This window comes from Micromonospora sp. NPDC005324, from assembly GCF_040607155.1.
In the GTDB taxonomy this organism is placed as follows: Bacteria; Actinomycetota; Actinomycetes; order Mycobacteriales; family Micromonosporaceae; genus Micromonospora; species Micromonospora trifolii.
This window is the reverse complement of sequence record NZ_JBEXGE010000020.1, coordinates 72,976-95,133: the sequence shown is the minus strand read 5'-3', so window position 1 is coordinate 95,133 and position 22,158 is coordinate 72,976. Positions and strand designations below refer to the sequence as shown.

Below are 22,158 nucleotides of genomic sequence, written 5' to 3'. Positions count from 1 at the left end.
GATGAGTGACCCGACGGAAAATGGCCCGGCAGTTGACAGGCAGGAGGAGTGGGTTCGGGCACCTCTTTCACGGTTCCTCACACCTGATATCGAGATCGTCGATGTGGACCCGGATCAGCTTTATCCGATCGTAGGAGTCCTGAACAGGGGGAGAGGGCTCCTCTATCGTGATCCCGTCGCAGGAAGCTCTACAGCCTACAGAAAGCTCAACCGGATCGGCCGCGGCGTACTCGTCTACAGTCGACTCAAGGCATTCGAGGGTGCGATCACGGTAACCCCCAACGACCTGCCGGAATCTTTTGCGTCTCAAGAGTTTCCTACCTTCACCTTCGCGTCTGACGCGGACCCCGACTTTTTCCGCATCCTCACCACGACGCAGAAAATGTGGGACGCGCTCCAAGGTGTTTCGAAGGGGATGGGCGGCAGGCGCGAGCGGGTAAAACCCGTAGATTTGCTAAATATTGTCATGGACATCCCTCCGTTGCCAGTTCAGAAGCGGATAGTCGAAGTCATCGGCGCGGTCGACGACCAGATCGCAGCACTCGATACCGAATCCGAGACGCTGGAGGGGATTCTCGAGTTCCTGCGCTCAGAATTGCCAGGGGTGGATCACCAACCCATTGGCGACGTGCTGTTTGGGATCGATAGCGGAAAAAGCGTACAGGCTGGAGGGGAATCCTCTGCCGGGGACGAGTATCGAATCCTGAAGCTCAGCGCGGTGCAGCGTGGTTGGTTCAAGCCCTCTGAAGCGAAAACGCTGACAGAAGGCGTTGCATTCTCGCCCAGCCATGTTGTGAAGAACGGGGATCTGCTCATCACGCGGGCAAACACGCCGGAGCGCGTTGGCTTCGTCGCCGTCGCAAAGAGTGTGCCTGTCGGGACTTTCATACCTGACCTAATTTGGCGCCTTCGCGTCGATGAGTCTCGTGTTTCCACGAGCTATCTCGAGCACGCGTTATCCTCACGTGAACTGCGGGCCCGCATCTCTAGTACGGCCGGTGGAACGAGCAGGTCGATGGTCAAGATCAACAAGCGCGGTTTCGGCTTGGTTCGGGTGCCGATTCCGCCGCTTCCTGAACAGGATGAGTACGTCCGTCGGTGCGATGCCGTGGTCGGGGGAATCATGGCCGCTCGTGCTGAGAGGGTGGTTTGTGACTTCTTCTCCGCTTTAGGGTTGCCTGATCTTTGCGGACCCGTAGCCGACGCCATTGTGTCGCGTTAGGACGGTCGTGAGTGGACGTGCGACGTATCCGAGTGACTTGACCGATGAGCAGTGGGCAGTGGTCGGACCCTTCCTGCAGGCGTGGAAGGACCGGCATCTGTCGGTGTCGGGGCATCAGGGCCGCTACGAGCTGCGGGAGATCGTGAACTCGATCTTCTACCAGAACCGGACCGGTTGTCAGTGGGCGTACCTGCCGCACGATCTGCCGCCGAAGTCCGCGACGTACTACTACTTCGCCCGGTGGCGCGATGACGGCACCGATCAGGTGATTCATGATCTGCTGCGCTGCCAGGCGCGGGAGCGCGCTGGCCGGGCGGAGGACCCGACCGCGGTGGTGTTGGACACCCAGTCGATCCGGGCGGCCAACCATGTCCCAGCCGCGACGACAGGCAAGGACGCCGGCAAGCGGGTGCCGGGCCGCAAGCGGGGCCTGGCCGTGGACGCCCTCGGCCTGATCATCGCGGTGGTGGTCACCGCCGCGTCGGTCACCGACAACGCGATCGGCGTGAAGCTGCTGGACAACGTCGTGGCGCACGCCCCGACGGTGACCAAGGCGTGGGTCGACGGCGGGTTCAAAGACGACGTGCAGATCCACGGCGCGGTGAACGGTATCGGCGTCGAGCAGGTCAAACGCTCCGACACCACGGCCGGGTTCGTGCCAATCGCACGCCGGTGGGTGGTGGAGCAGACCAACGGCACATTGATGCTGCACCGCCGTCTGGTCCGCGAGTACGAGAGTCGACCCGCCTCGGCGGTGTCACGCACCTGGTGGGCGTCCACGGCGAACCTGGTCCGCCGGCTGACCGGCACCACCACCGCGTCCTGGCGCGACCCGGGCCACCAGCGGTGACCCCGCCGCCGCTGCTGAACCTGCTCACCGACCGCGAGACCGCCGCCGGCATCACCGTCGAGCGGCTCCGCGAGCAGATCACCACGCTCACCGACCAGCTCACCGCCGCCGAGACCGAGCTGGCCGAACTCGCCATCACCCGCAAGACCCTGCTCAGCCTCGCCGAACAGACCAGCCCGATGCCAGCCGCTGACGTCACCCTCGCCAGTCCCGCCTACCAGCAGATCCTCGCCGTGTTCCACACCGCCACCGCACCGATGCGCGCCAAGGACATCTGCCGCGCCCTCGGCACCGGCGCCACCGCGAAGGACACCGAAGGGCTCCGCGCCAAGCTCAAACGCCTCGTCGCCCGCCACATCCTGACCGAACCCGAGGCCGGCCTGTTCACCCTCGCCCCGCCGACGCCGTCCACGTAGCCCCACCAGCAGCGCCTCTAACGAACGGTCAAACCCACAACAGACATAACCTACCGAACCACCCTCTCAAGAGTTCGCTCGGCCTGGCCAGCGCGATGGCCGGGATCGTGCCTGGGCAACCGCTCGGTCTGTACGCCGCGATCCGGTGCGGCCTACTGGTGCGTGCCTGCAAGTTGTGCACGGACCTGCTGGCGGACGTGTGCGTGTTAAAGGGGCGCCAGCAGTTGGCCCTTAACCGGGAACTCATCGAAACGCTGTCGAACCTGTCCTACCTGTGCGGGGACGACGAGCACGGAACACGACACCTCGCCTTCCTGCAAGACAGTCTCATCGCCGAACGCGAGTTCCTGAAGGTCGTCGAGCGCCAACAGATGCTCAACGGCGGCATCGAGCTGCCGATGGAGGCCCGTATACGCGCCTCCATCGACGAGACTGCTCAGGCAGCGGGAGTCGACCTCGAGCAACTTCCAGGCCGCCGCCGCATCAACTGGCCGTCCGCGTTGGATCGGATCGAGATGGCTTTCGGCGCGACGGCGTATCCGGCGTTTCGTACCGGGTCAGGCGCCGTACACGGCTCCTGGCACGACCTGCTGCGCAATCACCTCGTGCAGGTCGACGGCGGCTTCGAGCCCAACTTCCAGGCGGCGCGCCCGCGCCCTCAGCCGCTGCTCTCGGCCGCCATCCAGCTCACAACGACGGCGATCACCTATCTCCGCCGGCAGCCCGACGTGCATCAGCAGATCTTCGACCAGCCGCTGGCCGCTGCGCTGGGGTTCGCCTTCCGGGCTGACGACTTGCACGAGCGGTGGCTGTCAACTTGGGGCGGGCAGCACCACCGCGACCCAACCGTCACGAGTTAGAGCCGGGCGAACTCGCGGGTGCCGGCGGGTCGGCTCGGTGGTGGGGTCGGGTCGGTGGTGGTCTGTGGTCGGCGGCGGCGGTCACCCCGTCCGGCACCCCGGCCCGCCGGGTTCCTTCCCCGTCGTGCGGCGCCGACCAGGATGAGGACGATCGGCGGCGGAGCGGGCGGAACCGGACCGCTGGCCAGTGCCGGAGGACGCAACGCCGCGGCGCTACAACGAGCGCCCGGGCAGGCCGAAGCCGCGCTGATCGAAGCGATGCGGACGTAAGGGCCTGAGACGTCGACCTGAACCAGGCATAACGAATGCCCCGGGGGCAAGGAGCCCGGGGCCCTCCGCTTCGCACCGCCGAGCGCCGCCACCACACTTCGCGACATTCACGACCGGTTCCGCCGCTACCAGCGCCCAGCTCGTTGGCCGACAGAGTGGAGGGCATTGACGCCCGATAGCATGTGCCGTCCAAGCGACGGATGCTCGCGGGGGACGCGGTGCACGGAAGGACTTGTCAGCCGGATGAATCTGTACCGACTGCTGGCACAGCAACAGCACCAACATGGATCCCGACAGCCGGGCGCTGATACGCGCCCTGACGCGCCGAGACCTCGGCCGCGTCCTGGCCCTATGACGAGCCTCACCGAAACAGCCGAAACCACCGACGAAGGACGCGCCGGGGTCTTGTTGGGCTCCACCGCGCCATGATTCTCCCGATGCCGGTGATCCTCGTCGGAGACCGAGCAGATCCTCATGTCCAAGCCGTCGCTGAACTACTTCCCGCACGAGGCACGGTGGTCATCGACGCCACAACGCTGAGCGATGGCCTGAAGAGCCTTGACCCAATCCGTATGGTGCTGGTCGACGAGGCCGGCGGCACGGTCGACATTAACCATGATAGACCCGCGCGAGGCTGGCTTCGCCGACTCGCACCTGCTGGGTGGGACCACGGGACGATCCTCGGCGGACATGACGCCGCCGTGTTGTCCTCGCGACTGGTCCTGCTTGCTGCCCTGCTGCGCGACCCTTCACTGACCCTAGTGACGCCGGTTGATGAACTGTTCGCCGCTGAGAACAAGCTGGTGCAGTATCGCGCAGCTCGTGCGGCTGGCATTCGGTACCCGACCACCCTGGTCAGCGGTGACGCAGCTGAGCTTGCGGAGCGACTAGGGGAGCCGTTTGTCCTCAAGCCGTTAGGCCCGGGGAATTTCGAGGACCACGAACGCCAGAACGTCGTCTACGTACGCCCCGTTCATGCCGCCGACATCGCCGGGGCCGATCTGCTCGATGCTCCCTTCCTCGCCCAGCAGTTCATCCGTGCGCAGGTCCACTTACGGGTCGTGACGGTCCACGATCGGGCGTGGGTGACTGAACTCGACGGTACCGACGTGCCGGTCGACTGGCGTGAGCACCAGCCCGCTCATCACGCTTTCAAGGTCTCTTCCGCCTGGACGGAAGTGGGAATCGCCGCCGTTCGATTAGCCGCCCACTTGCGCGTCGGGTTCAGCAGCCAGGACTGGGTTGTCGACAACGACGGCCCCGCATTCCTCGACCTGAACCCCGGCGGGCAGTGGCTGTTCCTACCCGGCAGCGCGACGACGTCCATTGCTCGCGCCCTCGCCGACTGGCTGGCAGGACGTTAGTGCACGTCGTCAAGGGTCGGCTCGCGGAGGCGCGCGTCTACGGCTGGTATGTTCTGGCGGTGCTTCGACCGGGCGTCGAGGTTCCTACCTTCGGGCAACCAGCGTCGTTCACCGCAGACATCGAACGTTTCACCCCGGACGACCTCAAGATCATCGTTGAAGAAGGTCGCCGCCAGGTTGATCGCCAACTCGCAGATCTTGAGAAGACCCGGTCACGTGCCGCCACGCTGCTGACGATCGGTCTTGCTGAACTCGCGGTGCTGGCGACCAGCGCCAACCGTGTCTTTCTCCTCGGTTTTGCAGCGCGGGTCGTTTGGGCCATCAGCGCCCTGCTGGTGGTGCTCACTATCGGCGGTGCCGCGTCACTGCTCACCTCCCGCGCGGACTTTGGACGCTTGGAGACGCGGCAGCTTGCAGGTGGGCCGATGCCCGTGCTGCGTGAGGCGGCCCTCGGCTACGCCCACGCGGTGGGCGCGGGTGAGGAAACCGTCCGCACCCGTATTACCGTGCTTCGTGACGGTGTGTTACTAGCCGTGACAGCGGCATTGTTGTATGCAGTGATCTGGCCGTTCGTTACGGCGGCGAAGACACAACCAAGCCCGGCCCCTCAGCCTTCATCCAACGGAGTGAGCACATGCCCCAGGACCTGTACACCATCCTTGCCAGATCGGCCGAGCCCGACGACGACCGCAACCCGCAACCTCGCCCCGACAAGCGCAACCCCCACACCGTCCTCACTCATGCGGTAGAAACGATCGACAACGACCGGGCAAGCTACCTTCTGGGCACCATCGCAATCTAGACAGACAAGCCCGACTCCGAGACGTCCTTCTAGCGCCCGGCTGGCGGCGGCGCAGAGCGGTCCGCTTCGCCGAGGCACGTACTGCGCGATTGTGGTGACCTACTCCGGCAGAGCTGGAGCCAATGCCTGCTTCAGCGGGACGATCCGGAGCAGCGCAGCAGTCATAACGATCAGGGTTTCAACCTCGTCCCGACTGTACTGGTAATCCTTGGTGCCTTGAAGGTGTACCGTGCCGCTTGCTTGGTCCTCTAGCGTCGCCCGGATTCGCGCCCACCGCTCACCAGCGGTCCACTGCTCCCTGTCCTTCTTGCCAGGCCAGGACCAGCTCGTCTGCTGCTTGATTCCCTCCAGCGCCATGCGAACGTGAACCATCGCTGCGCGAATCTCGTTTCCGGCCAGTTGCCGCTGTGCCTCCCGCAAAAAGTCGGCTATGCCACGCAGGGGGTCGTCGTCATCCGGGAACGGCACAAAGGTCTCCACTCCGACCGAGCGGCCGAGCGATTCGAGCTGCTGACGCCATCTGCTCTCAGCAACGCTGAGATACGTTGTGACGTCCGGACAGCCGGCGAAGCCCGGAGCCCCTGGCAGGAAACCGCGGATCTGAAGCTCCAAGCGCAAATCGCCGAGACGGTTCTGTTCCAGCGCCAGCAACTGCGGATTCGTCAGAAAGTATGTCAGCTCAACTCTCCGGACCTCGGCCGGTGCTCCGAACGCTACCGAGACGTTCGATGACGCGAGGGGCGCGCGGGGACCGCTGGCAACTGGGGCGTACAGCGTCGTCTCTAAGTGAAGGAGTCGGCCCGCGTCCGCCACGACTTCAGGGTTTGCGAGGGCGAGCTGCGCCCGAACGCAGTGGGTCCCAAGTCCTCTGGAGATCCAAATGCCCTCTGGCTCAACGGTTGCGAGGTACGTGCCGAGACTTTTCTCGAACCTGAGCTGCTCCACCTGGTGCCCTTCATCGGCGACGGATACATTAAACCGACCTGTGACACTACCGGTTCTGACGCTACCGACTACTCCAGGTTTACCCCGTGCGGCGGATGGCACTGGGCAGCCACCAAATCACGGTCACTGCGCCGGATAGAACCCCCGTTTACCCCCCGAAAACCCCTGCAAAGTGGCGACCGTCGGTGACAGGTGTCGACAAGCGGTGGACCAGGTTTGCACAGTTCAACGACAACTTTTGGTGCTCAATGACAAGTCCAAGAGCGTGACATTCGGTAACCGTGTGTCGCAGGTTCGAATCCTGCCGGGGGCACCAGGCAAAACGTAGGTCACCTCCCTTGCCGCGGGCGCTGAGAATCATCGAGCCGTGATGATCACGATCCCGCCTGGAGCATTATGGTAAGGGGATGTCTGCGGTCAAACCCCTTACCTTGTGGGCGGGGCGCGTGGCCGCGCTGCTGGGCATCGTGCTTGTCGCGCTCACCCTGCGCCAGACGGTTGCGGTGTTGTCGCCGATCCTCGGCGACATCCGGGCGGACATCCCGATATCAAACATCGGCGTCGGGCTGCTCGGCACGTTGCCACCGATCCTGCTGGCGGTATCGGGGTTCGTCGCGCCGCGCGTCGCCCGCGGCATCGGCCTCGACGGCGGCATCGTGCTGGCGCTGCTGCTCATGACCCTCGGCCATCTCGTGCGCGCAGCCGCCCCGGGCTACGCGGTGCTGCTCGTCGGCAGCGTCGTCGCGCTCGCCGGCACGGGCATCGGCAATGTGCTGCTGCCGCCGGTCGTGCGGCGCTACTTCCCCGACCGGACAGCGCTGCTGACCGCCATCTACGTCTGCATCCTGGGCGTGAGCACGGCCCTGCCCGCCGCGGTCGCCGCCCCGGTCGCCGAGCAGGTCGGATGGCGGTTTGCGCTCGGCATATGGGCGGCGACCTCGGTGGTCGCGCTCGTTCCGTGGCTCGTCATCATCACGCGGGAGCGACGCCGACGACTCTCGGACGCCGACGCCGTCGAGTCCCCGTCCACCACCCTCGTCACGCGACTGTGGCGGTCACGCGTGGCCCTGTCGATCACCGTCCTGTTCTCGACCAGCACGATCCTCACCTACGCGTGTTTCGCGTGGCTGCCCGAGATCCTCGGCGACATCGCTGGCTCGACGCCGACCGAAGCCGGTGTGCTGCTCGCCGTCACCGGCATCATCAGCGCGCCCATCGCGCTCATCGCACCCCTGCTCGTCGCGCGGCTGCGCGCTGTCAGCCAGCTGATCGCCGCCGGTACCGCCAGCTTCGTTCTCGGCTACCTCGGCCTGCTGCTCGCGCCCGCGACACTCACACTGCTCTGGGTGCTGCTCATCGGCTCGGGCTCGATCCTGTTTCCAATCAGCCTCGTACTCATCAACGAGCGCACCCGAACCCAGGGCGGCACCGTCGCGCTGAGCGGCTTCGCGCAGGGGGTCGCGTACGCGCTCGGCGCGCTCGGTCCTCTGCTCGTTGGGCTGCTGCACGACGTGAGCGGCGGGTGGACCCTGCCACTGCTGTTTCTGCTCGCCGTCGCCCTCGTGGCGGCCATCCCGGCGTTCACGCTGGCCAAGCCCGCCTTCGTCGAGGACGAGCTCACGCGCCGCGAACCCTCATCAACCCCGAAGGGCTCGCGGCGCTGAGTGCGACTCAGGCGGCGTAGATGAGCTTGACGCCGTCCAGTCCCAGGGCGGCTGCCCGCGTGCCGCGGACCCCGCTGTTCAGGTTGCGCCAGCCGTTGTTGCTGGCGGCTTCGTGCACCCACCCGTCGACGACGTTGTAGATGTGCTTCACCCCGTTGACGTTGAGCGCGGCCAACGAGGTGCCCTGCGCGCCGTGGATGCCGGTCCACAGGTTGGCCCAGCCGGCGTTGCTGGCGGCCTCGTGGATCCGGCCGCCGTCGAGGGTGTAGAGGATCTTCGTGGTGCCCACTGTGATCGCCGCTACCGCCGAGGCCGGGATGCCCGTGTTCAGGTTCCGCCAGGCGTTGGCGCTGTGCGCGCCGTGTACGTAACCGCCGACGATGCTGTAGACGTACTTGACGCCATTGAGCACGATCACCGAGATCGAGGACGAGCTGGCGCCACCGATGCCGGTGTTGAGGTTGCGCCAACTGTTGTTGCTGGCGGCCTCGTGCACGTACCCGTCGACGACGTTGTAGACCAGCTTCACCCCGCCGAGGTTGATCGCGGCCAGGGCGGTGCCCTGCGCGCCGTGGATGCCGGTCCACAGGTTGGTCCAGCCGGCGTTGCTGGCGGCCTCGTGGATCCGGCCGCCGTTGAGGGTGTACAGGATCTTCGTGGATCCCACTGTGATCGCTGCCGTCGCAGTGCCGGTCACCGCGCCCGCGCTGCCGGCGACCGGTAGGGCGCGCCAGCCGGCGTTGCTGGCCGCCTCGAACACCTGACGGGGCTGGTCGGCAGGATTCTGCTGGATGAAGGCCAGCGGGTTGATCCGGGTGCCGGACGGGTCGATCATGTGCCAGTGCAGGTGCGGGCCCGTCGAGCTGCCGGAGCCGGGTGCGCCGGCCGCGCCGCCGGAGCGGCCCACGATCGTGCCCGCGCCCACGCTCGTCCCGTTGGCGAGCAGGAACTGCGACAGGTGCAGGTACTGGCTGCGGTACCCGTCCGCGTGCTGGATCGTGACGGTGTGCCCGCCCGTGCCGTTGTTCGGGATGTTCTGGATGGTGCCGGCGCCGCAGGCCGGCAACGCCGTGCCCACCCCCATCCCGAAGTCGATGCCCCCGAGTGATCCGCGGCTGAGGTGCCCCTCCCAGGTGTCGGTGATCGGGTAGGAGCTGAACGGGTTGTAGATCGCCGGCGCGGCCTGTGCGGCCTCGGGGACCAGCAGGCCGCCGGTGCTGATGGCACCCGCACCCAGCACCGCCGCGCCCAACATCGTGCGGCGACTCACGGCGGAGGTGGTCGTGTCGTCGCCGCAGCAGCTGCCTTCGTAACCGTCCGTCATTCCCACTCCTTCTGCACCCGTCCAAATATCTACAGAGGCTAATGGGTGGGGTGGTCCGGCGGTACCGGTGCCACCAGACGTTGATCAGAGCGTTGACAGCTGTTCGGCTCGGGTCACCACCTGGTCGATCAGGCCGTACTCCCGGGCCTGCTCGGCGGTGAACCACCGGTCCCGGTCCCAGTCCCGCTGGATCTCGTCGAGGGTTCGTCCACTGTGCTGGGCGATCAGCTCCTGCATCGTCCGCTTCACGTGCAGCATGTTCTCCGCCTGGATGGTGATGTCGGCGGCGGTGCCGCCCATCCCGCCGGACGGCTGGTGCATCATGATCCGCGAGTGTGGCAGCGCGTACCGCTTGCCGGCCGCGCCCGCGCAGAGCAGGAACTGCCCCATCGAGCCGGCGAACCCGAGCGCCAGTGTCGCCACGTCGTTGCGGACGTAGCGCATGGTGTCGTAGACCGCCATCCCCGCGCTCACCGAACCGCCCGGTGAGTTGATGTAGAGGTAGATGTCGCGGTCGTCGTCCTCTGCGGCGAGCAGCAGGATCTGCGCGCAGATCTGGTTGGCCGACTCCTCGGTCACCTCGGTGCCGAGGAAGACGATCCGCTCCCGCAGCAGCCGCTCGAACACATGGTCACCGAAGGACGGCTGCCCGCCCTCCAGCATTCGCACGTCGTACCCGATCATGTGCCGCCGCCTTCCACCGCGCCGGCGGGCGGTGGGGACCGCCCGGTGGACCGGCCCCTTCAGCGTGCGGGCGACGGCGGTGGCTGGCCCAGTGATTCTGCCGCCGGCAGATCCGCCGACGGCAGAACCCGCGCGGCCTACGCGACGGTCAGCCGCCGCAGGCCCGGCCGGGTCTGCGCGCAGTCAGTCAGGGCGGCGGTACGCGGACCGGGGCGCGAGCCACCAACGGAGGCCCTTTCGTCGACGCTGAGGGTCGGCTCGCTCGCCACCGGCCCGCGGTGCAGGACGAACCCGCCGACACGTGGACCCACCAGCAGGGTGGCGTTGCCGATCTCCCGGCGAGTCGCATCGACGCGCTCCAGGTGGGTGAGCGCGGCGCGCGGCGCGGCCGGGAGGCGGGGCTCGACCCGGCGCATGTCGTCGCGGGCCTCGCCGAGCAGGTCGGCGAGGCTGATGCCGAGCGCTCGGCAGATCGCGGCCAGCACCTCCGAGGAGGCCTCCTTGCGACCCCGCTCGACCTCCGAGAGGTAGGGCACGGAGACGTCGGCTGACGCGGCCACCTCGCGCAGCGTGCGGCCCTGACGCTGGCGGTGGCGGCGGAGCACTCCGCCGATGACTCGTCGCAGCAACGACATGCCGGCCTCACTTTCGCGGTCGTCGTCGGGAACACCCTCATCATGCCCGTCCTCGGCCGTCCGGACCGACCCGTCCGGCCCGCGCCGCTCCGACGGCGCGGGCCCGGGGCTCTCATCCGGTAGTCGGGTGCGGGCGCGACGCCGGTTGTCCGCCGCGACCCGGACGTGCGGCCGACGGTGTACCCGCTATGTTGTGGGCGTGCAGGCGACGGCGGGGGAGCAGGTTCGACGGTGATCCATTTTCCCGCGCAGCGTCGGGGCCCACTGAGCGCGCTGAGCCTTCGGCTCGCCGCTGCCCTGGGCCTGGTCTTCGCCGTGGTCGCCGCGGTCTATCTGGGCCGGGACGGCTACCGCGATGTCAACGAGGACGGCCTCACCCTCCTCGACTGCTTCTACTACGCGGTCGTGTCGCTCTCGACCACCGGCTACGGGGACATCACCCCGGCCGCGCCGTCGGCCCGGCTGGTCAACGTCCTCTTCATCACCCCGGCCCGAGTGATCTTCCTTATCATCCTGGTCGGCACCACCCTGGAAGTTCTGACCGAGCAGTACCGGACCGGCCGTCGCCTGTCGCGGTGGAGGAGAGCCGTGAAGGACCACGTCATCATCTGCGGCTACGGCACCAAGGGGCGCAGCGCTGTCTCCGCCCTGATGGAGAACGGTCTGGACCGCTCGCGGATCGTGGTGGTGGAGCGCAGCGCCGCCGCCCTGCGGCAGGCCACCTCCGCCGGGCTGGTGGCGATCGAGGGCTCGGCGACGCGCTCGTCGGTGCTGAACGAGGCGCACGTCAAGAACGCGAAGGCCGTGATCATCGCGACCGACAGCGACGACGCGTCGGTGCTGGTCGCGCTGACGGTCCGGCAGCTCACCGCCGGGCAGGTCCGCATCATCGCGGCGGCCCGGGAGGCGGAGAACGCCCCGCTGCTCAAGCAGAGCGGGGCGCACCATGTGATCGTCTCCTCGGCCACGGCGGGCCGGCTGCTCGGCCTGTCCACCTCGGCGCCGCCGCTGATCGACGTGGTGGAGGACCTGCTCACTCCCGGCCAGGGCATGGCGCTGGCGATGCGTTCCGCGGAGCGGGACGAGGTGGGTCGCTCGCCGCGAGAGCTGGAGTCGTTGGTGATCGCCCTGGTGCGGCGGGGCAAGGTGGTCAGCCTGGCCGACCGGGCCGGCGCGGTGATCGAGACCGGCGACATGCTGGTGCACGTACGCGACGACCGCCCCCAGTCGGCCACCACCGCCTGATCGTCCCGCCACTGCTGGGCGGGCCTGGCCGCTCGGTCGCTGAGGTGGCCCCGACGGCTCCGCCGCCGTTGGCCGGTGTGCTGGCCGCCGCCGTTGTGGTGACGCGGCGTCAGCAGGTGTCGCCGGTGGCGCGGATCGCCTCGGTGCAGTTGATCGACGTGCCGGTGGAGGCCCGGCTGAGCAGCTTGTAGAGCGTCTCCCGCTCGGCGGGATCCAGTGCGCCCAGCACCTCGTCCTCGGCGCCGGCCAGGGCGCATTCGGCCTCGCTGAGGCGTTTTGCCCCATCGTCGGTGAGTTCGACGACGTGTCGGCGGCGATCCTCGGCTGAGCGCCGACGCTCGATCAGCTGCTTCGCCTCCAGGTCGTTGAGCAGCCCGACGATGTTGGTGCTGTCCATTTCCAGGATGGTGGCGAGCGCCTGTTGCCCGGTGCCGCCGCCGGCGCGCAGCACGGTGAGCGCGACCAGATGCCGGGGGCGTAGGCCCAGCGGCGCCAGCACCGACTCCGAGCGCAGTCGCATCCGCCGGGCCAGATGGTCCAGGAGTGCGCCCGAGCGGTGCTCGGAGGAGTCGAGCGGCTGCGCGGACATGTGACCCAGTCTACCGACCTGACGGAACATCGGCCTGCTATAAATAGTTGGTGCTTCACAGACGATTCCTGAAGGAGGAATAATGCATCTGCTGCATATTGATTCGAGCATCCGCGGTGACTGGTCGGTCAGCCGGCGGCTCACCGCCCGCGCGGTCGACGCCTGGCGTGCGGCCCACCCGGACGGCACCGTTGCCTACCGGGACCTGGGCGCCGAGCCGCTGCCGCACCTGGACGCGGAGAGTGGCCTGGCGCGGATGACCCCCCCGGAGCAGCACACCCCGGCCCAGCGGGACTCCTGGGAGCTCAGCGAGCGGCTGGTCGACGAGGTGAAGCAGGCCGACGTGGTGCTGCTCGGCCTGCCGCTCTACAACTTCGGCGCGCCCAGCAGCGTCAAGTCCTGGGTGGACCACCTGATCGTTCCCGGGCTGGCGTACGACCCGACGACGCAGGAGGGCCTGCTCGGCGGACGCGAGTTCGTGGTGCTGGCCACCCGGGGCGGCGGCTACGGCGAGGGCACACCTCGCTACGGCTGGGACCACGCCGAGCCGTGGCTCCCGCACGGCCTGTCGATGACCGGCATGCAGCCGCGCTTCATCAGCGCCGAGCTGACCCTGGCGCCGTCGGTGCCGGCGATGGCCGAGCTGATCCCGCTGCACGAGGCGAGTCTCACGGCGGCCGAGAAGGAGATCGACAACCTCTGGCTGCCGGCCGGCGCCGCCCGCTGACCAGTCGTCCCTCGTCTCTCGTCGCCCGGAGGGCGGCCGCTCCACACCGGAACGGCCACCCCTCCGGGGCGGGACATCCAGTTTGTGCGCACCAGGCGGCGGGAGCCGCAACCCGTCCGGATGATTCGCGGCTGCGCTGACCCCCTCGGTTCGTCGCGGTCTGGTTGCGGATCATGGAAAAACCTCGTTACCGGGCAGCTTCCCGAACGAACCCTTGCTACGGTGTCCGGGCTTAGAGCTGTCAATGGGTGTCGCTGCCGGGGCTTGCCGGTGCAGCGTCGTTGGCGCAGGCACGACGGGGAAATCTTTCTAGTTCCGGGCGGACTCCGCCCTGGTGTGGTTTGTCGTTCACCCGTCGCGTCCCACGCAGGTCATCCCGGGCAGTTCCGAGTGCCTCGTTAATCGAACGACGGGAAGCAATCAGTGGCTGAAGTGGCAACATCCGCAGGAGCCCGACGGCGGTGGTACGCCGGTGTCGCGGCGGGCCTCGCTCTCACGGGCGTGGCGGCCGTGGCACCCACGACCAGTGCTCAAGCCGCCCCCGGCGGCGGCGCGTACGACGTGGCAAGCAGCGAGCGACCGGACCGGTCGAGCAAGCTGCCGAACCTGCACAAGGGGAAGCTCACGCTTCCCAAGCCGGGCGCCCAGGGCCGGGCCTTCCAGTCCGGCACCGGCGCCTCCCCCAAGGTCTTCCAGGGGACCCTGGCGAGCGCCTCCGAGTTTCCGTACATCGTGGGTATCGTCACCACCCTCCAGGTCGGCGACGAGTTCCAGTGGTACTGGTGCACCGGCACCATCATCGCCCCCAACAAGGTGCTGACGGCCGCGCACTGCACCGCCGACGGGCCCGGCACCACTCGGGTCATCGCCGGCAACGACCGGCTGGTCGACAGCAACGGCCAGCTCGTCGGTGGCAGCGGGTTCGTCGCCGAGGTCGCCTCGACCTGGACCCACCCGGGCTGGAACATCGCCCAGCAGTATGAGAACCCCGACACCGCGCCGATCGTGGACGACGTCTCGGTCCTCACGCTGAAGCAGAACCTGCCCAGCGTGTACAAGCCGGTGTCGTTGAGCGCCCAGGGTGACCAGACTCCGTACGTGGCTGGCAAGCAGGCCCAGATCGCGGGCTACGGCGTCACCACGTCCGACGAGGAGAACCCGGACAGCCGGCTGCGCAAGGCGACTGTTCCGATGCGGTCCGATGCGGACTGCGACATCCCCGGGCTCTACCTCGCCGACCGGATGATCTGCGCTGGAGCGGGCACCGACGCCACACCGAGCAGCGACACCTGCGGGGGTGACTCCGGCGGTCCGCTACTCGTCAACGGGGTCCAGGTCGGCATCACCGACTGGGGCTTCGCGCCGTGTGGTTCGTCGCCCGGCTACTACGAGCGGTTGAGCTACTACAACAACTCCATCAAGGCGGACCTGACCCGTCCGTCGCTGGTCAACGCGGACTGGACGGGCGACGGTCACACCGACCTGCTGTCCCGCGACGCCGCCGGCAACCTGGATCTGCACTACGGCAGTGGCTTCTCCAACGACGGGTACGGCGGCTTCTTCGGGTATCAGACCATCGGCGCGGGCTGGAACATCTACAGCCGGGTCTTCCGCGTCTACAACTGGAACGGCGACAAGAAGCCGTCCATCATGGCGATGAAGCCCAACGGTGAGCTGTTCATCTACAACACCGATGGCAAGGGCAACTTCGTCGGTGGCGCGAAGAGGATCGGCACCGGGTGGCAGGGCTTCACCGCGCTCATGGTGACGAACAACTGGCTGGGCAACAACCGGCCGAGCCTTCTGGTGCGCAAGTCCAACGGCGACCTGATCCGCTACACCAGCAACGGTAGTGGCGGCTGGGAGAACCCGCTGGGCACCAAGATCGGCAACGGCTGGAACGGTTTCAACCTGTTCCTCACCCCTGGGGCCTGGAAGGGCGACGGGCGTGAGGTGCTGATCGGTCGTACCTCGACCGGCGACCTGAAGATGTACCAGTCCGACAGCAAGGGCGGCTGGACCAACCCGCTCGGCACCAAGATCGGTAGCGGCTGGCAGGGCTTCAAGAACATCATCGTTCCGGGCGACTGGAGCGGCGACAACATGATGGACATGCTCGGCGTCGACGGCAGTGGCCGGATGCGGCTCTACACGACCAACGGCTACGGCCAGTGGATCGACTCGAGCGGCGGGGTCATCGGCACCGACTGGGACTACTTCAACCTGGTCTTCTGATCAGGCTGTCCGCAGCAGTAACGGGAAGGGCCCGCAACCTAACGGTTGCGGGCCCTGTCCCATTTCGGGGCGTTACATGATTGTCCAGGTGTCGCCGCTGCCCAGCAGGCCGGCGAGCTGCTGCTCGGGGGTCTCGGTGACAGTCGCCTTGGCGGCCGCGAGCTGAGCCTGCACCACGCTGTCGTAGGACGGCCGGTCCACCGAGCGGAACACCCCGATCGGAGTGTTGCGCAGGTCCAGGCCGGGCAGCCGGGACAGCGCGAAGGCGTACGCCGGGTCGGCCACCGTCGCGTCGTGCACGACGATCTCCTCCGGACGGACCGAGCTGGTGTCCCGGACCTCCAGGCCGAAGCCGCCCGGCGGGTGCACCACGCAGAACCGCCCGTCGGCGCCGCCGAGCTGGCCGTTCGGCTCGCGAGCAGCGCCGAAGGTGATCGGCTGCCCGTGCTCCAGGCGGATCAGGTAGTCGTCCCGGGTGGACGGGTCCTTGAGCTGGTCGAACGCCCCATCGTTGAAGATGTTGCAGTTCTGGTAGATCTCCACGAAGGCCGAGCCCTCGTGCTCTGCGGCGGCCCGCAGCACCGACTGGAGGTGCTTGCGGTCGGAGTCGATGGTGCGGCCCACGAAGCTGGCCTCCGCGCCGAGGGCGAGCGAGAGCGGGTTGAACGGGGCGTCCGCCGAGCCGGTCGGTGTCGACTTGGTGATCTTGCCGACCTCGGACGTCGGAGAATACTGACCCTTGGTCAGACCGTAGATCCGGTTGTTGAACAGCAGGATCTTGAGGTTGACGTTGCGCCGCAGCGCGTGGATCAGGTGGTTGCCACCGATGGAGAGCGCGTCGCCGTCGCCGGTGACCACCCAGACCGACAGGTCCGGCCGGGACACCGACAGGCCGGTCGCGATCGCCGGGGCCCGACCGTGGATCGAGTGCATCCCGTACGTGTTCATGTAGTACGGGAAGCGCGACGAGCAGCCGATCCCGGAGACGAAGACGGTGCGCTCCCGGGGGATGTTCAGCTCCGGCATGAACTGCTGGATGGCTGCCAGGATCGCGTAGTCACCGCAGCCGGGGCACCAGCGCACCTCCTGGTCGGACTTGAAGTCCTTGGCGGTGAGCTTGACGGCGACGGGCTCAGACATTCTTCAGCACCTCTTCCAGCGTCGTCTCCAGCTCGGCGGCCGTGAACGGAAGGCCGCGGACCTGGTTGTAGCTGATCGCGTCGACCAGGTAGCGAGCCCGGATGACGTGGGCCAGCTGGCCCAGGTTCATCTCCGGGATGACCACCTTGTCGTACGAGCGGAGCACCTCACCGAGGTTGGCCGGCATCGGTGCCAGGTGCCGCAGGTGCGCCTGGGCGATGGAGAGGCCGCGCTGGCGGACCCCGCGGCACGCCGCGCCGATCGGCCCGTACGTCGAGCCCCAGCCGAGGACCAGCACCCGGGCGTCGCCGTCCGGGTCCTCCACCTCAATGTCCGGCACCGGAATGGTCTCGATCCGGGCGGCCCGGGTGCGCACCATGAAGTCGTGGTTGGCCGGGTCGTAGGAGATGTCCCCGGTCTTGTCGGCCTTCTCCAGACCGCCGATCCGGTGCTCCAGGCCCGCGGTGCCGGGGATCGCCCACGGCCGGGCCAGGGTCTCCGGGTCACGCAGGTAGGGCAGGAAGGTGGTGCCGTCCTCGCCGTTGGGCTTGGTGGCGAACTCGACCCGGAGGTCGGGCAGCGACTCCACGTCCGGCAGCAGCCACGGCTCGGAGCCGTTGGCGACGTAGTTGTCGGACAGCAGGATCACCGGGGTGCGGTAGGTCAGCGCGATCCGGGCCGCCTCCAGCGCCGCGAAGAAGCAGTCCGACGGTGACCGGGGCGCGATCACCGCGACCGGCGCCTCACCGTGCCGACCGTAGAGCGCCATGTTGAGGTCGGCCTGCTCGGTCTTGGTCGGCATGCCGGTCGACGGGCCGGCGCGCTGCACGTCCACGATCACCAGCGGCAGCTCCAGCGCCACCGCGAGCGAGATGGTCTCGCTCTTGAGTGCCACGCCGGGGCCGCTGGTGGTGGTCACGCCGAGCGACCCGCCGTAGGAGGCACCGAGTGCGGCGCCGACGGCGGCGATCTCGTCCTCGGCCTGCACTGTGAGAACGCCGAACCGCTTGTGCTTGCTCAGCTCGTGCAGGATGTCCGACGCGGGCGTGATCGGGTACGCGCCGAGGAAGACCGGCAGCCCGGAGCGGACCCCTGCGGCGACCAACCCCAGCGAGAGCGCCGCGTTGCCGGTGATGTTGCGATAGGTGCCCGGCTTCATCTTGGCCGGCTTGACCTCGTAGCGGACCGCGAAGTCCTCGGTGGTCTCGCCGAAGTTCCAACCGGCCTTGAAGGCGGCGACGTTCGCGGCGACCAGCTCCGGACGAGCCGCGAACTTGCGCTCCAGGAAGCGCAGCGTCGACTCGTAGGGCCGGGAGTACATCCAGGAGAGCAGGCCGAGGGCGAACATGTTCTTCGACCGCTCGGCGTCCTTCTTGGACACCTGGTGGGCGGCGAGCGCGCCGACCGTCATCGAGGTCAGCGCCACCGGGTGCACGACGTAGCCGGCCAGTGAGTCGTCGTCCAGTGGGCTGGTCTGGTAACCGACCTTGGCGAGGTTGCGCTTGGTGAACTCGTCGGTGTTGACGATGATGTCCGCGCCGCGCGGCAGGTCGGCCAGGTTGGCCTTGAGCGCCGCCGGGTTCATCGCCACCAGCACGTTGGGCGCGTCGCCCGGCGTGAGGATGTCGTAGTCGGCGAAGTGCACCTGGAAGCTCGACACGCCGGGCAGGGTGCCGGCGGGAGCCCGGATCTCGGCGGGAAAGTTTGGCAGCGTGGAGATGTCGTTGCCGAGCTGCGCCGTCTCCGAGGTGAACCGGTCGCCGGTCAGCTGCATGCCGTCGCCGGAGTCACCGGCGAACCGGATGACCACCCGGTCGAGTTGACGGATCTGCTTGGTCACTGTGCCACCTTCGTTCGCGACTGCGGGGCTTGCCCGGCCACGGAACCTCCTTGACGCAACGCTTCACCGCACCGCCCCAGGCTGGTCCGGCCGCTGTCGTTCCTCACCTGAGAGCCTACGTCTAAGGGAGCCCTAACCATCCCCGGAGGTCCGCCGACTGGGACCCGATGTGGTCGCGAAACGCCCGCATTTGCGGTGTTACGCCCCGCCCGCCGTAATTCAGATCACCACCGGTTGCGCGGACGACCCCGGCTGCCCGCTGCCGGGGTCGTCCGTCGATCAGTCGGCCGGGTTGGGCGCGGGCTCGGGCGGCGGACCGCCGAGCCGGCGGCGCAGCGAGGTCGTGGCCAGCGTGAGAGCCAGCACCACCAGCAGCGTGGAGACCGCGATCAGGATGACCGCGGTGCGCTGCGCCGAGGTCAACCCGCCGTCGTCGGTCGCGGCACCGGCGGGCAGTACGCCCTGCGAGCCGGTCGGCGCGGGCGGAGAGACCACCGGAGTGGCCAGGGCGGCCGCCGCGGTGATCCGGAAGCTCATCTGCACCCGACGGGTCGGGCCGCTGCGTGGATCGAGTTGACCGATCACGGCCCCGGACAGCGGCGCCTCCCGCTGCGCCTGCGGCGTCGCCTCCACCGGTAGCTGCACCTCGGCGGTCGTTCCCGCCAGCACCAGGCCGGCGTCGCAGCGGGTACGTGTCGGGTCGACCGCCACGCAGCCCAGCGGTGGGGTCGGCACGGTCACGCCGGCCGGCAGGACGACCTCGACCCGGCCGGCGGCGTCCACCGCGCCGGTGTTGCCCAGCCGCAGCGTGAGGGTGCTGGGGCCGCCGCTGATGTCGAAGGCCACCTCGTCGGCGGCGAGCGCGATCCCGGGCACCGGCGGACCGGGCGGGAAGAGCACCGCGAAGCCCTGGTCGTCGGTCGCCTCCCCGGCCGCTTCCGGCGCGTCCGCGACGACTTGGACGGAGCCGCTGAGCGGCATCTGCTTCCACGCCGTACCAGCGACCCGTAGCCGCAGCACGGTACTGAACCGGACGCCCGCTCCGGCGGTCCAGGCCCCACAACGGTACGTCCCACCACCGGCGGCGACGCAGCCCTTCGTGCCGGCGTCGGTCAACCCGGCGGGCAGCGTGTACGCCAATCGGATCTGTTCCGTGGTGGTACCGGTGTTGTGCACGGTGACCTGGAGGGTGACGGCCGTGCTCGGCGTGTTCCAGTACGCCTCGGTGAGGGTGACGTCGCCGGTGGTGACCTGCACGCCCAGTGGGTTCTGCGGCGGCGGCGCCGAACCCGGCGCGGGCGGGCGGACCGTCGGCGCCGGGGGTGTCGGCGGGGCCGGGGGCAGCGTCGGTGGCACCGGGGGAGCCGGGCTGGGCGGTCGGGTGGTGCCGCCCGGCGCGGGCGCGCTGGCGGTCGGCGCCGGCGGGACCTCCGGGGCTGAGGTCACCGGCGCCGGTGGCGTCGTCTCCGGTGGTGGCGCGCTGGTCTCCGGTGCCGGCTCGGTCGGCTCCGGTTCACCGCCCGGGTCTTCGGTCGGGGTCGGCTCCTCCGCCGGTGTGGTCGGGGGCTCCTCCCCTCCGGGCTCGTTGATCGGTTCGGCCGAGGTCGCGACCGGGTCCGCGTCCGGTGCGGCCGCGCTGGCCCAGGCCGGCCCCACGGCGAGCGCCGTGAGTAGGCCGAGCGCGAGCGCGGTCGCCAGCAGGGGCGTGGAACGCCGCCCCTCCGCCCGGTTACCGGGCGATGCCTTCACGCGGGCCATCTGTCCTCCGGTGACATGGGTGGGTGTCCAATATTCGGTAACAGTTGCCCCAATGCACTAGTCCCAACTGGAAACAAATTCGTAACGTGTTTGGGACGGCCCGTCCGGGCGGACGGTAGGCTGCCGGCTGTGACCGGATACCTGGGCTCGTACGCGACGCTCGGGCTCCTGCTGCTCGCCAGCGTTCTCTTCTTCGTTACGGCGTTCTCGGCCAACCGGGTGTTACGTCCGGCGCGTCCGGCCGACCCGCCGGGCAAGCGGGCCAGCTATGAGTGCGGGCTCGACCCGGTCGGTGCCGACTGGGCGCAGATGCAGATCCGCTACTACGTGTACGCCTACCTGTACGTGCTGTTCGCGGTCGAGGCGGTGTTCCTCTTCCCCTGGGCAGTGGTCTTCGACCGGCCGGGCTTCGGCCTGGTGACGGTGGTGGAGATGGCGGTGTTCGTGGCGGTGCTCGCGCTCGGCATCCTCTACGCTTGGCGTAGGAACATCCTCCGCTGGACCTGAGCGCCACGGCCTCCGGCGATCGTGTCGGTCCGTCCGGCCGTTTGCGGTCGTTCACGGCGACGACTGGTCAGGCGAGGCCCCGGCGGGTCGCCGTCGGCGGGCGGTCGCCTCGGATCGAGGCCACCATGTCCAGCACCCGGCGGGTCGGGCCGACCTGGTGGGCCCGGAAGACCCGGGCGCCCAACCAGGCCGAGACTGCCGTCGCGGCGAGCGTCCCCTCCAGCCGTTCGGCCACCGGCAGGCCCAACGTCTCACCGATGAAGTCCTTGTTGGAGAGCGCCACCAGCACCGGCCAGCCGGTTGCGGTCAGCTCGTCCAGTCGGCGGGTGATCTCCAGCGAGTGCCGGGTGTTCTTGCCGAAGTCGTGAGCCGGGTCGATGAGGATGCCGTCGTGGCGTACCCCTGCCGCCACCGCGCGCTCGGCGAGCCCGGTCACCGTCGCGACCACGTCGGCGACCACGTCGGTGAAGGCGGCCCGGTGCGGCCTGGTCCGCGGCGTCAGCCCGCCGGCGTGCGAACAGACCAGGCCGGCGCCGGTCCGCGCGGCCACCCGGACCAACGCCGGGTCGGCGCCCGACCAGGTGTCGTTGAGGAGGTCGGCGCCGGCGGCCACGGCCTCCGTCGCCACCTCGGCACGCCAGGTGTCGATGGAGATCACCAGCTCGGGAAACGCGGCTCGGACGGCGGCGATGGTGTCCACAGTGCGTCGGATCTCCTCGGCGACGTCCACGTTCGCGCCGGGCCCGGCCTTGACCCCGCCGATGTCGATGATGGCCGCGCCCTCGTCCACCGCCCGTTCCACAGCGCGCAGAGCGCTGTCGGCGGCGTAGGTGGCCCCCCGGTCGAAGAACGAGTCCGGCGTGCGGTTGATGATCGCCATCACCACCAGCTCGCCGGGGGCGAACGTGTGCCCACCCAGCCGAAGCGCCCCGGCCATGCCCGCCTCCTGGAAGTTCGCGCCGTCGCCGCCGCGTCGGCCGGTCCCGACGCTAGTCGGTCGCCCGTCCACCGTTCCGGGCGGGCGTCGGCACCGATCGTGATCGAGGCGGGTGGCGGGGTCGCTCCCGGCCGGCCGCCATGC

General features: G+C 68.5%; 20 protein-coding genes. 11 read left to right on the top strand and 9 right to left on the bottom strand.

What is annotated here, in order from left to right:
• The first annotated feature begins 1 nt into the window (after position 1).
• The 6 genes from ABZS40_RS21420 to ABZS40_RS21395 all read left to right on the top strand — a co-directional run bounded on the left by ABZS40_RS21420 (position 2) and on the right by ABZS40_RS21395 (position 5,731).
• Positions 2 to 1,222: a hypothetical protein gene (locus tag ABZS40_RS21420; RefSeq protein WP_354945055.1), complete on the top strand. Its 1,221-nt coding sequence runs from the start codon at positions 2 to 4 to the stop codon at positions 1,220 to 1,222.
• 7 nt (positions 1,223 to 1,229) lie between these two features.
• Positions 1,230 to 2,072 carry an IS5 family transposase gene (locus ABZS40_RS21415; protein WP_354945054.1) on the top strand — a complete coding sequence of 281 codons (843 nt, stop codon included), beginning with the start codon at positions 1,230 to 1,232 and terminating at the stop codon, positions 2,070 to 2,072.
• Complete coding sequence (locus ABZS40_RS21410) at positions 2,069 to 2,488, top strand: hypothetical protein (protein WP_354945052.1); 420 nt, start codon at positions 2,069 to 2,071, stop codon at positions 2,486 to 2,488. Before ABZS40_RS21415 ends, ABZS40_RS21410 begins: the two co-directional genes overlap by 4 nt.
• Positions 2,489 to 2,583: 95 nt before the next feature.
• Positions 2,584 to 3,348 (top strand): DUF5677 domain-containing protein, encoded by a 765-nt coding sequence (locus tag ABZS40_RS21405; protein ID WP_354945051.1) that lies wholly within the window; start codon positions 2,584 to 2,586, stop codon positions 3,346 to 3,348.
• A gap of 707 nt (positions 3,349 to 4,055) precedes the next feature.
• Positions 4,056 to 4,982, top strand: a complete 927-nt coding sequence (locus ABZS40_RS21400) for a hypothetical protein (protein ID WP_354945050.1) — start codon at positions 4,056 to 4,058, stop codon at positions 4,980 to 4,982.
• Positions 4,982 to 5,731: a hypothetical protein gene (locus ABZS40_RS21395; RefSeq protein ID WP_354945049.1), complete on the top strand. Its 750-nt coding sequence runs from the start codon at positions 4,982 to 4,984 to the stop codon at positions 5,729 to 5,731. The genes ABZS40_RS21400 and ABZS40_RS21395 overlap by 1 nt, the downstream gene beginning before the upstream one ends.
• A 152-nt stretch (positions 5,732 to 5,883) precedes the next feature.
• On the opposite strand, the gene ABZS40_RS21390 is transcribed toward ABZS40_RS21395, so the two are convergent.
• Positions 5,884 to 6,729, bottom strand: a complete 846-nt coding sequence (locus ABZS40_RS21390; RefSeq protein ID WP_354945048.1) for a hypothetical protein — start codon at positions 6,727 to 6,729, stop codon at positions 5,884 to 5,886.
• A 446-nt stretch (positions 6,730 to 7,175) separates the two neighbouring features.
• On the opposite strand from ABZS40_RS21390, the gene ABZS40_RS21385 reads away from it, so the two are divergent.
• The gene (locus tag ABZS40_RS21385) at positions 7,176 to 8,393 is read left to right on the top strand and encodes an MFS transporter (RefSeq protein ID WP_354945047.1); all 1,218 of its coding nucleotides are present in this window, start codon (positions 7,176 to 7,178) and stop codon (positions 8,391 to 8,393) included.
• Between the two features lie 7 nt (positions 8,394 to 8,400).
• Here the strand turns inward: ABZS40_RS21385 and ABZS40_RS21380 are convergent, their stop codons facing one another.
• The 3 genes from ABZS40_RS21380 to ABZS40_RS21370 form a co-directional block, all read right to left on the bottom strand.
• On the bottom strand, positions 8,401 to 9,717 hold the full coding sequence (locus ABZS40_RS21380; RefSeq protein ID WP_354945045.1) for a M23 family metallopeptidase: 1,317 nt from the start codon (positions 9,715 to 9,717) through the stop codon (positions 8,401 to 8,403).
• 84 nt (positions 9,718 to 9,801) lie between these two features.
• On the bottom strand, positions 9,802 to 10,401 hold the full coding sequence (locus ABZS40_RS21375) for an ATP-dependent Clp protease proteolytic subunit (RefSeq protein ID WP_354945044.1): 600 nt from the start codon (positions 10,399 to 10,401) through the stop codon (positions 9,802 to 9,804).
• A gap of 137 nt (positions 10,402 to 10,538) precedes the next feature.
• Complete coding sequence (locus tag ABZS40_RS21370; RefSeq protein ID WP_354945043.1) at positions 10,539 to 11,036, bottom strand: helix-turn-helix transcriptional regulator; 498 nt, start codon at positions 11,034 to 11,036, stop codon at positions 10,539 to 10,541.
• Between the two features lie 231 nt (positions 11,037 to 11,267).
• On the opposite strand from ABZS40_RS21370, the gene ABZS40_RS21365 reads away from it, so the two are divergent.
• A complete protein-coding gene (locus ABZS40_RS21365; RefSeq protein ID WP_354945042.1) occupies positions 11,268 to 12,281 on the top strand; it encodes a potassium channel family protein in 1,014 nt (337 codons plus the stop codon).
• Between the two features lie 109 nt (positions 12,282 to 12,390).
• Here the strand turns inward: ABZS40_RS21365 and ABZS40_RS21360 are convergent, their stop codons facing one another.
• Entirely contained in the window at positions 12,391 to 12,870 is a 480-nt protein-coding gene (locus ABZS40_RS21360) for a MarR family winged helix-turn-helix transcriptional regulator (protein WP_354945041.1), read from the bottom strand.
• Positions 12,871 to 12,952: 82 nt separating this feature from the next.
• On the opposite strand from ABZS40_RS21360, the gene ABZS40_RS21355 reads away from it, so the two are divergent.
• Complete coding sequence (locus ABZS40_RS21355; RefSeq protein ID WP_354945040.1) at positions 12,953 to 13,597, top strand: NAD(P)H-dependent oxidoreductase; 645 nt, start codon at positions 12,953 to 12,955, stop codon at positions 13,595 to 13,597.
• 510 nt (positions 13,598 to 14,107) lie between these two features.
• Positions 14,108 to 15,832, top strand: a complete 1,725-nt coding sequence (locus ABZS40_RS21350; protein ID WP_354945039.1) for a trypsin-like serine protease — start codon at positions 14,108 to 14,110, stop codon at positions 15,830 to 15,832.
• 72 nt (positions 15,833 to 15,904) lie between these two features.
• Here the strand turns inward: ABZS40_RS21350 and ABZS40_RS21345 are convergent, their stop codons facing one another.
• The 3 genes from ABZS40_RS21345 to ABZS40_RS21335 form a co-directional block, all read right to left on the bottom strand.
• Positions 15,905 to 16,972 (bottom strand): 2-oxoacid:ferredoxin oxidoreductase subunit beta, encoded by a 1,068-nt coding sequence (locus ABZS40_RS21345; protein WP_354945038.1) that lies wholly within the window; start codon positions 16,970 to 16,972, stop codon positions 15,905 to 15,907.
• Positions 16,965 to 18,812, bottom strand: a complete 1,848-nt coding sequence (locus ABZS40_RS21340; RefSeq protein WP_112581690.1) for a 2-oxoacid:acceptor oxidoreductase subunit alpha — start codon at positions 18,810 to 18,812, stop codon at positions 16,965 to 16,967. Before ABZS40_RS21340 ends, ABZS40_RS21345 begins: the two co-directional genes overlap by 8 nt.
• Before the next feature lie 279 nt (positions 18,813 to 19,091).
• Entirely contained in the window at positions 19,092 to 20,570 is a 1,479-nt protein-coding gene (locus ABZS40_RS21335; RefSeq protein WP_354945037.1) for a hypothetical protein, read from the bottom strand.
• Positions 20,571 to 20,699: 129 nt separating this feature from the next.
• Between ABZS40_RS21335 and ndhC the strand changes: the two genes are divergently transcribed.
• Entirely contained in the window at positions 20,700 to 21,077 is a 378-nt protein-coding gene (gene ndhC / locus ABZS40_RS21330; protein WP_088986508.1) for an NADH-quinone oxidoreductase subunit A, read from the top strand.
• Positions 21,078 to 21,144: 67 nt separating this feature from the next.
• Here ndhC and folP read toward each other — a convergent pair whose 3' ends face one another.
• A complete protein-coding gene (gene folP, locus ABZS40_RS21325; RefSeq protein ID WP_354945036.1) occupies positions 21,145 to 22,014 on the bottom strand; it encodes a dihydropteroate synthase in 870 nt (289 codons plus the stop codon).
• Between the last annotated feature and the right edge of the window lie 144 nt (positions 22,015 to 22,158).

Bases quoted from the DNA above. Each gene is read 5' to 3' on its own strand.
- ABZS40_RS21420 (WP_354945055.1), top strand. From the start codon at position 2: ATGAGTGACCCGACGGAAAATGGCCCGGCAGTTGACAGGCAGGAGGAG.
- ABZS40_RS21405 (WP_354945051.1), top strand. From the start codon at position 2,584: ATGGCCGGGATCGTGCCTGGGCAACCGCTCGGTCTGTACGCCGCGATC.
- ABZS40_RS21400 (WP_354945050.1), top strand. From the start codon at position 4,056: ATGCCGGTGATCCTCGTCGGAGACCGAGCAGATCCTCATGTCCAAGCC.
- ABZS40_RS21380 (WP_354945045.1), bottom strand. From the start codon at position 9,717: ATGACGGACGGTTACGAAGGCAGCTGCTGCGGCGACGACACGACCACC.
- ABZS40_RS21375 (WP_354945044.1), bottom strand. From the start codon at position 10,401: ATGATCGGGTACGACGTGCGAATGCTGGAGGGCGGGCAGCCGTCCTTC.
- ABZS40_RS21370 (WP_354945043.1), bottom strand. From the start codon at position 11,036: ATGTCGTTGCTGCGACGAGTCATCGGCGGAGTGCTCCGCCGCCACCGC.
- ABZS40_RS21360 (WP_354945041.1), bottom strand. From the start codon at position 12,870: ATGTCCGCGCAGCCGCTCGACTCCTCCGAGCACCGCTCGGGCGCACTC.
- ABZS40_RS21355 (WP_354945040.1), top strand. From the start codon at position 12,953: ATGCATCTGCTGCATATTGATTCGAGCATCCGCGGTGACTGGTCGGTC.
- ABZS40_RS21345 (WP_354945038.1), bottom strand. From the start codon at position 16,972: ATGTCTGAGCCCGTCGCCGTCAAGCTCACCGCCAAGGACTTCAAGTCC.
- ABZS40_RS21335 (WP_354945037.1), bottom strand. From the start codon at position 20,570: ATGGCCCGCGTGAAGGCATCGCCCGGTAACCGGGCGGAGGGGCGGCGT.
- folP (WP_354945036.1), bottom strand. From the start codon at position 22,014: ATGGCCGGGGCGCTTCGGCTGGGTGGGCACACGTTCGCCCCCGGCGAG.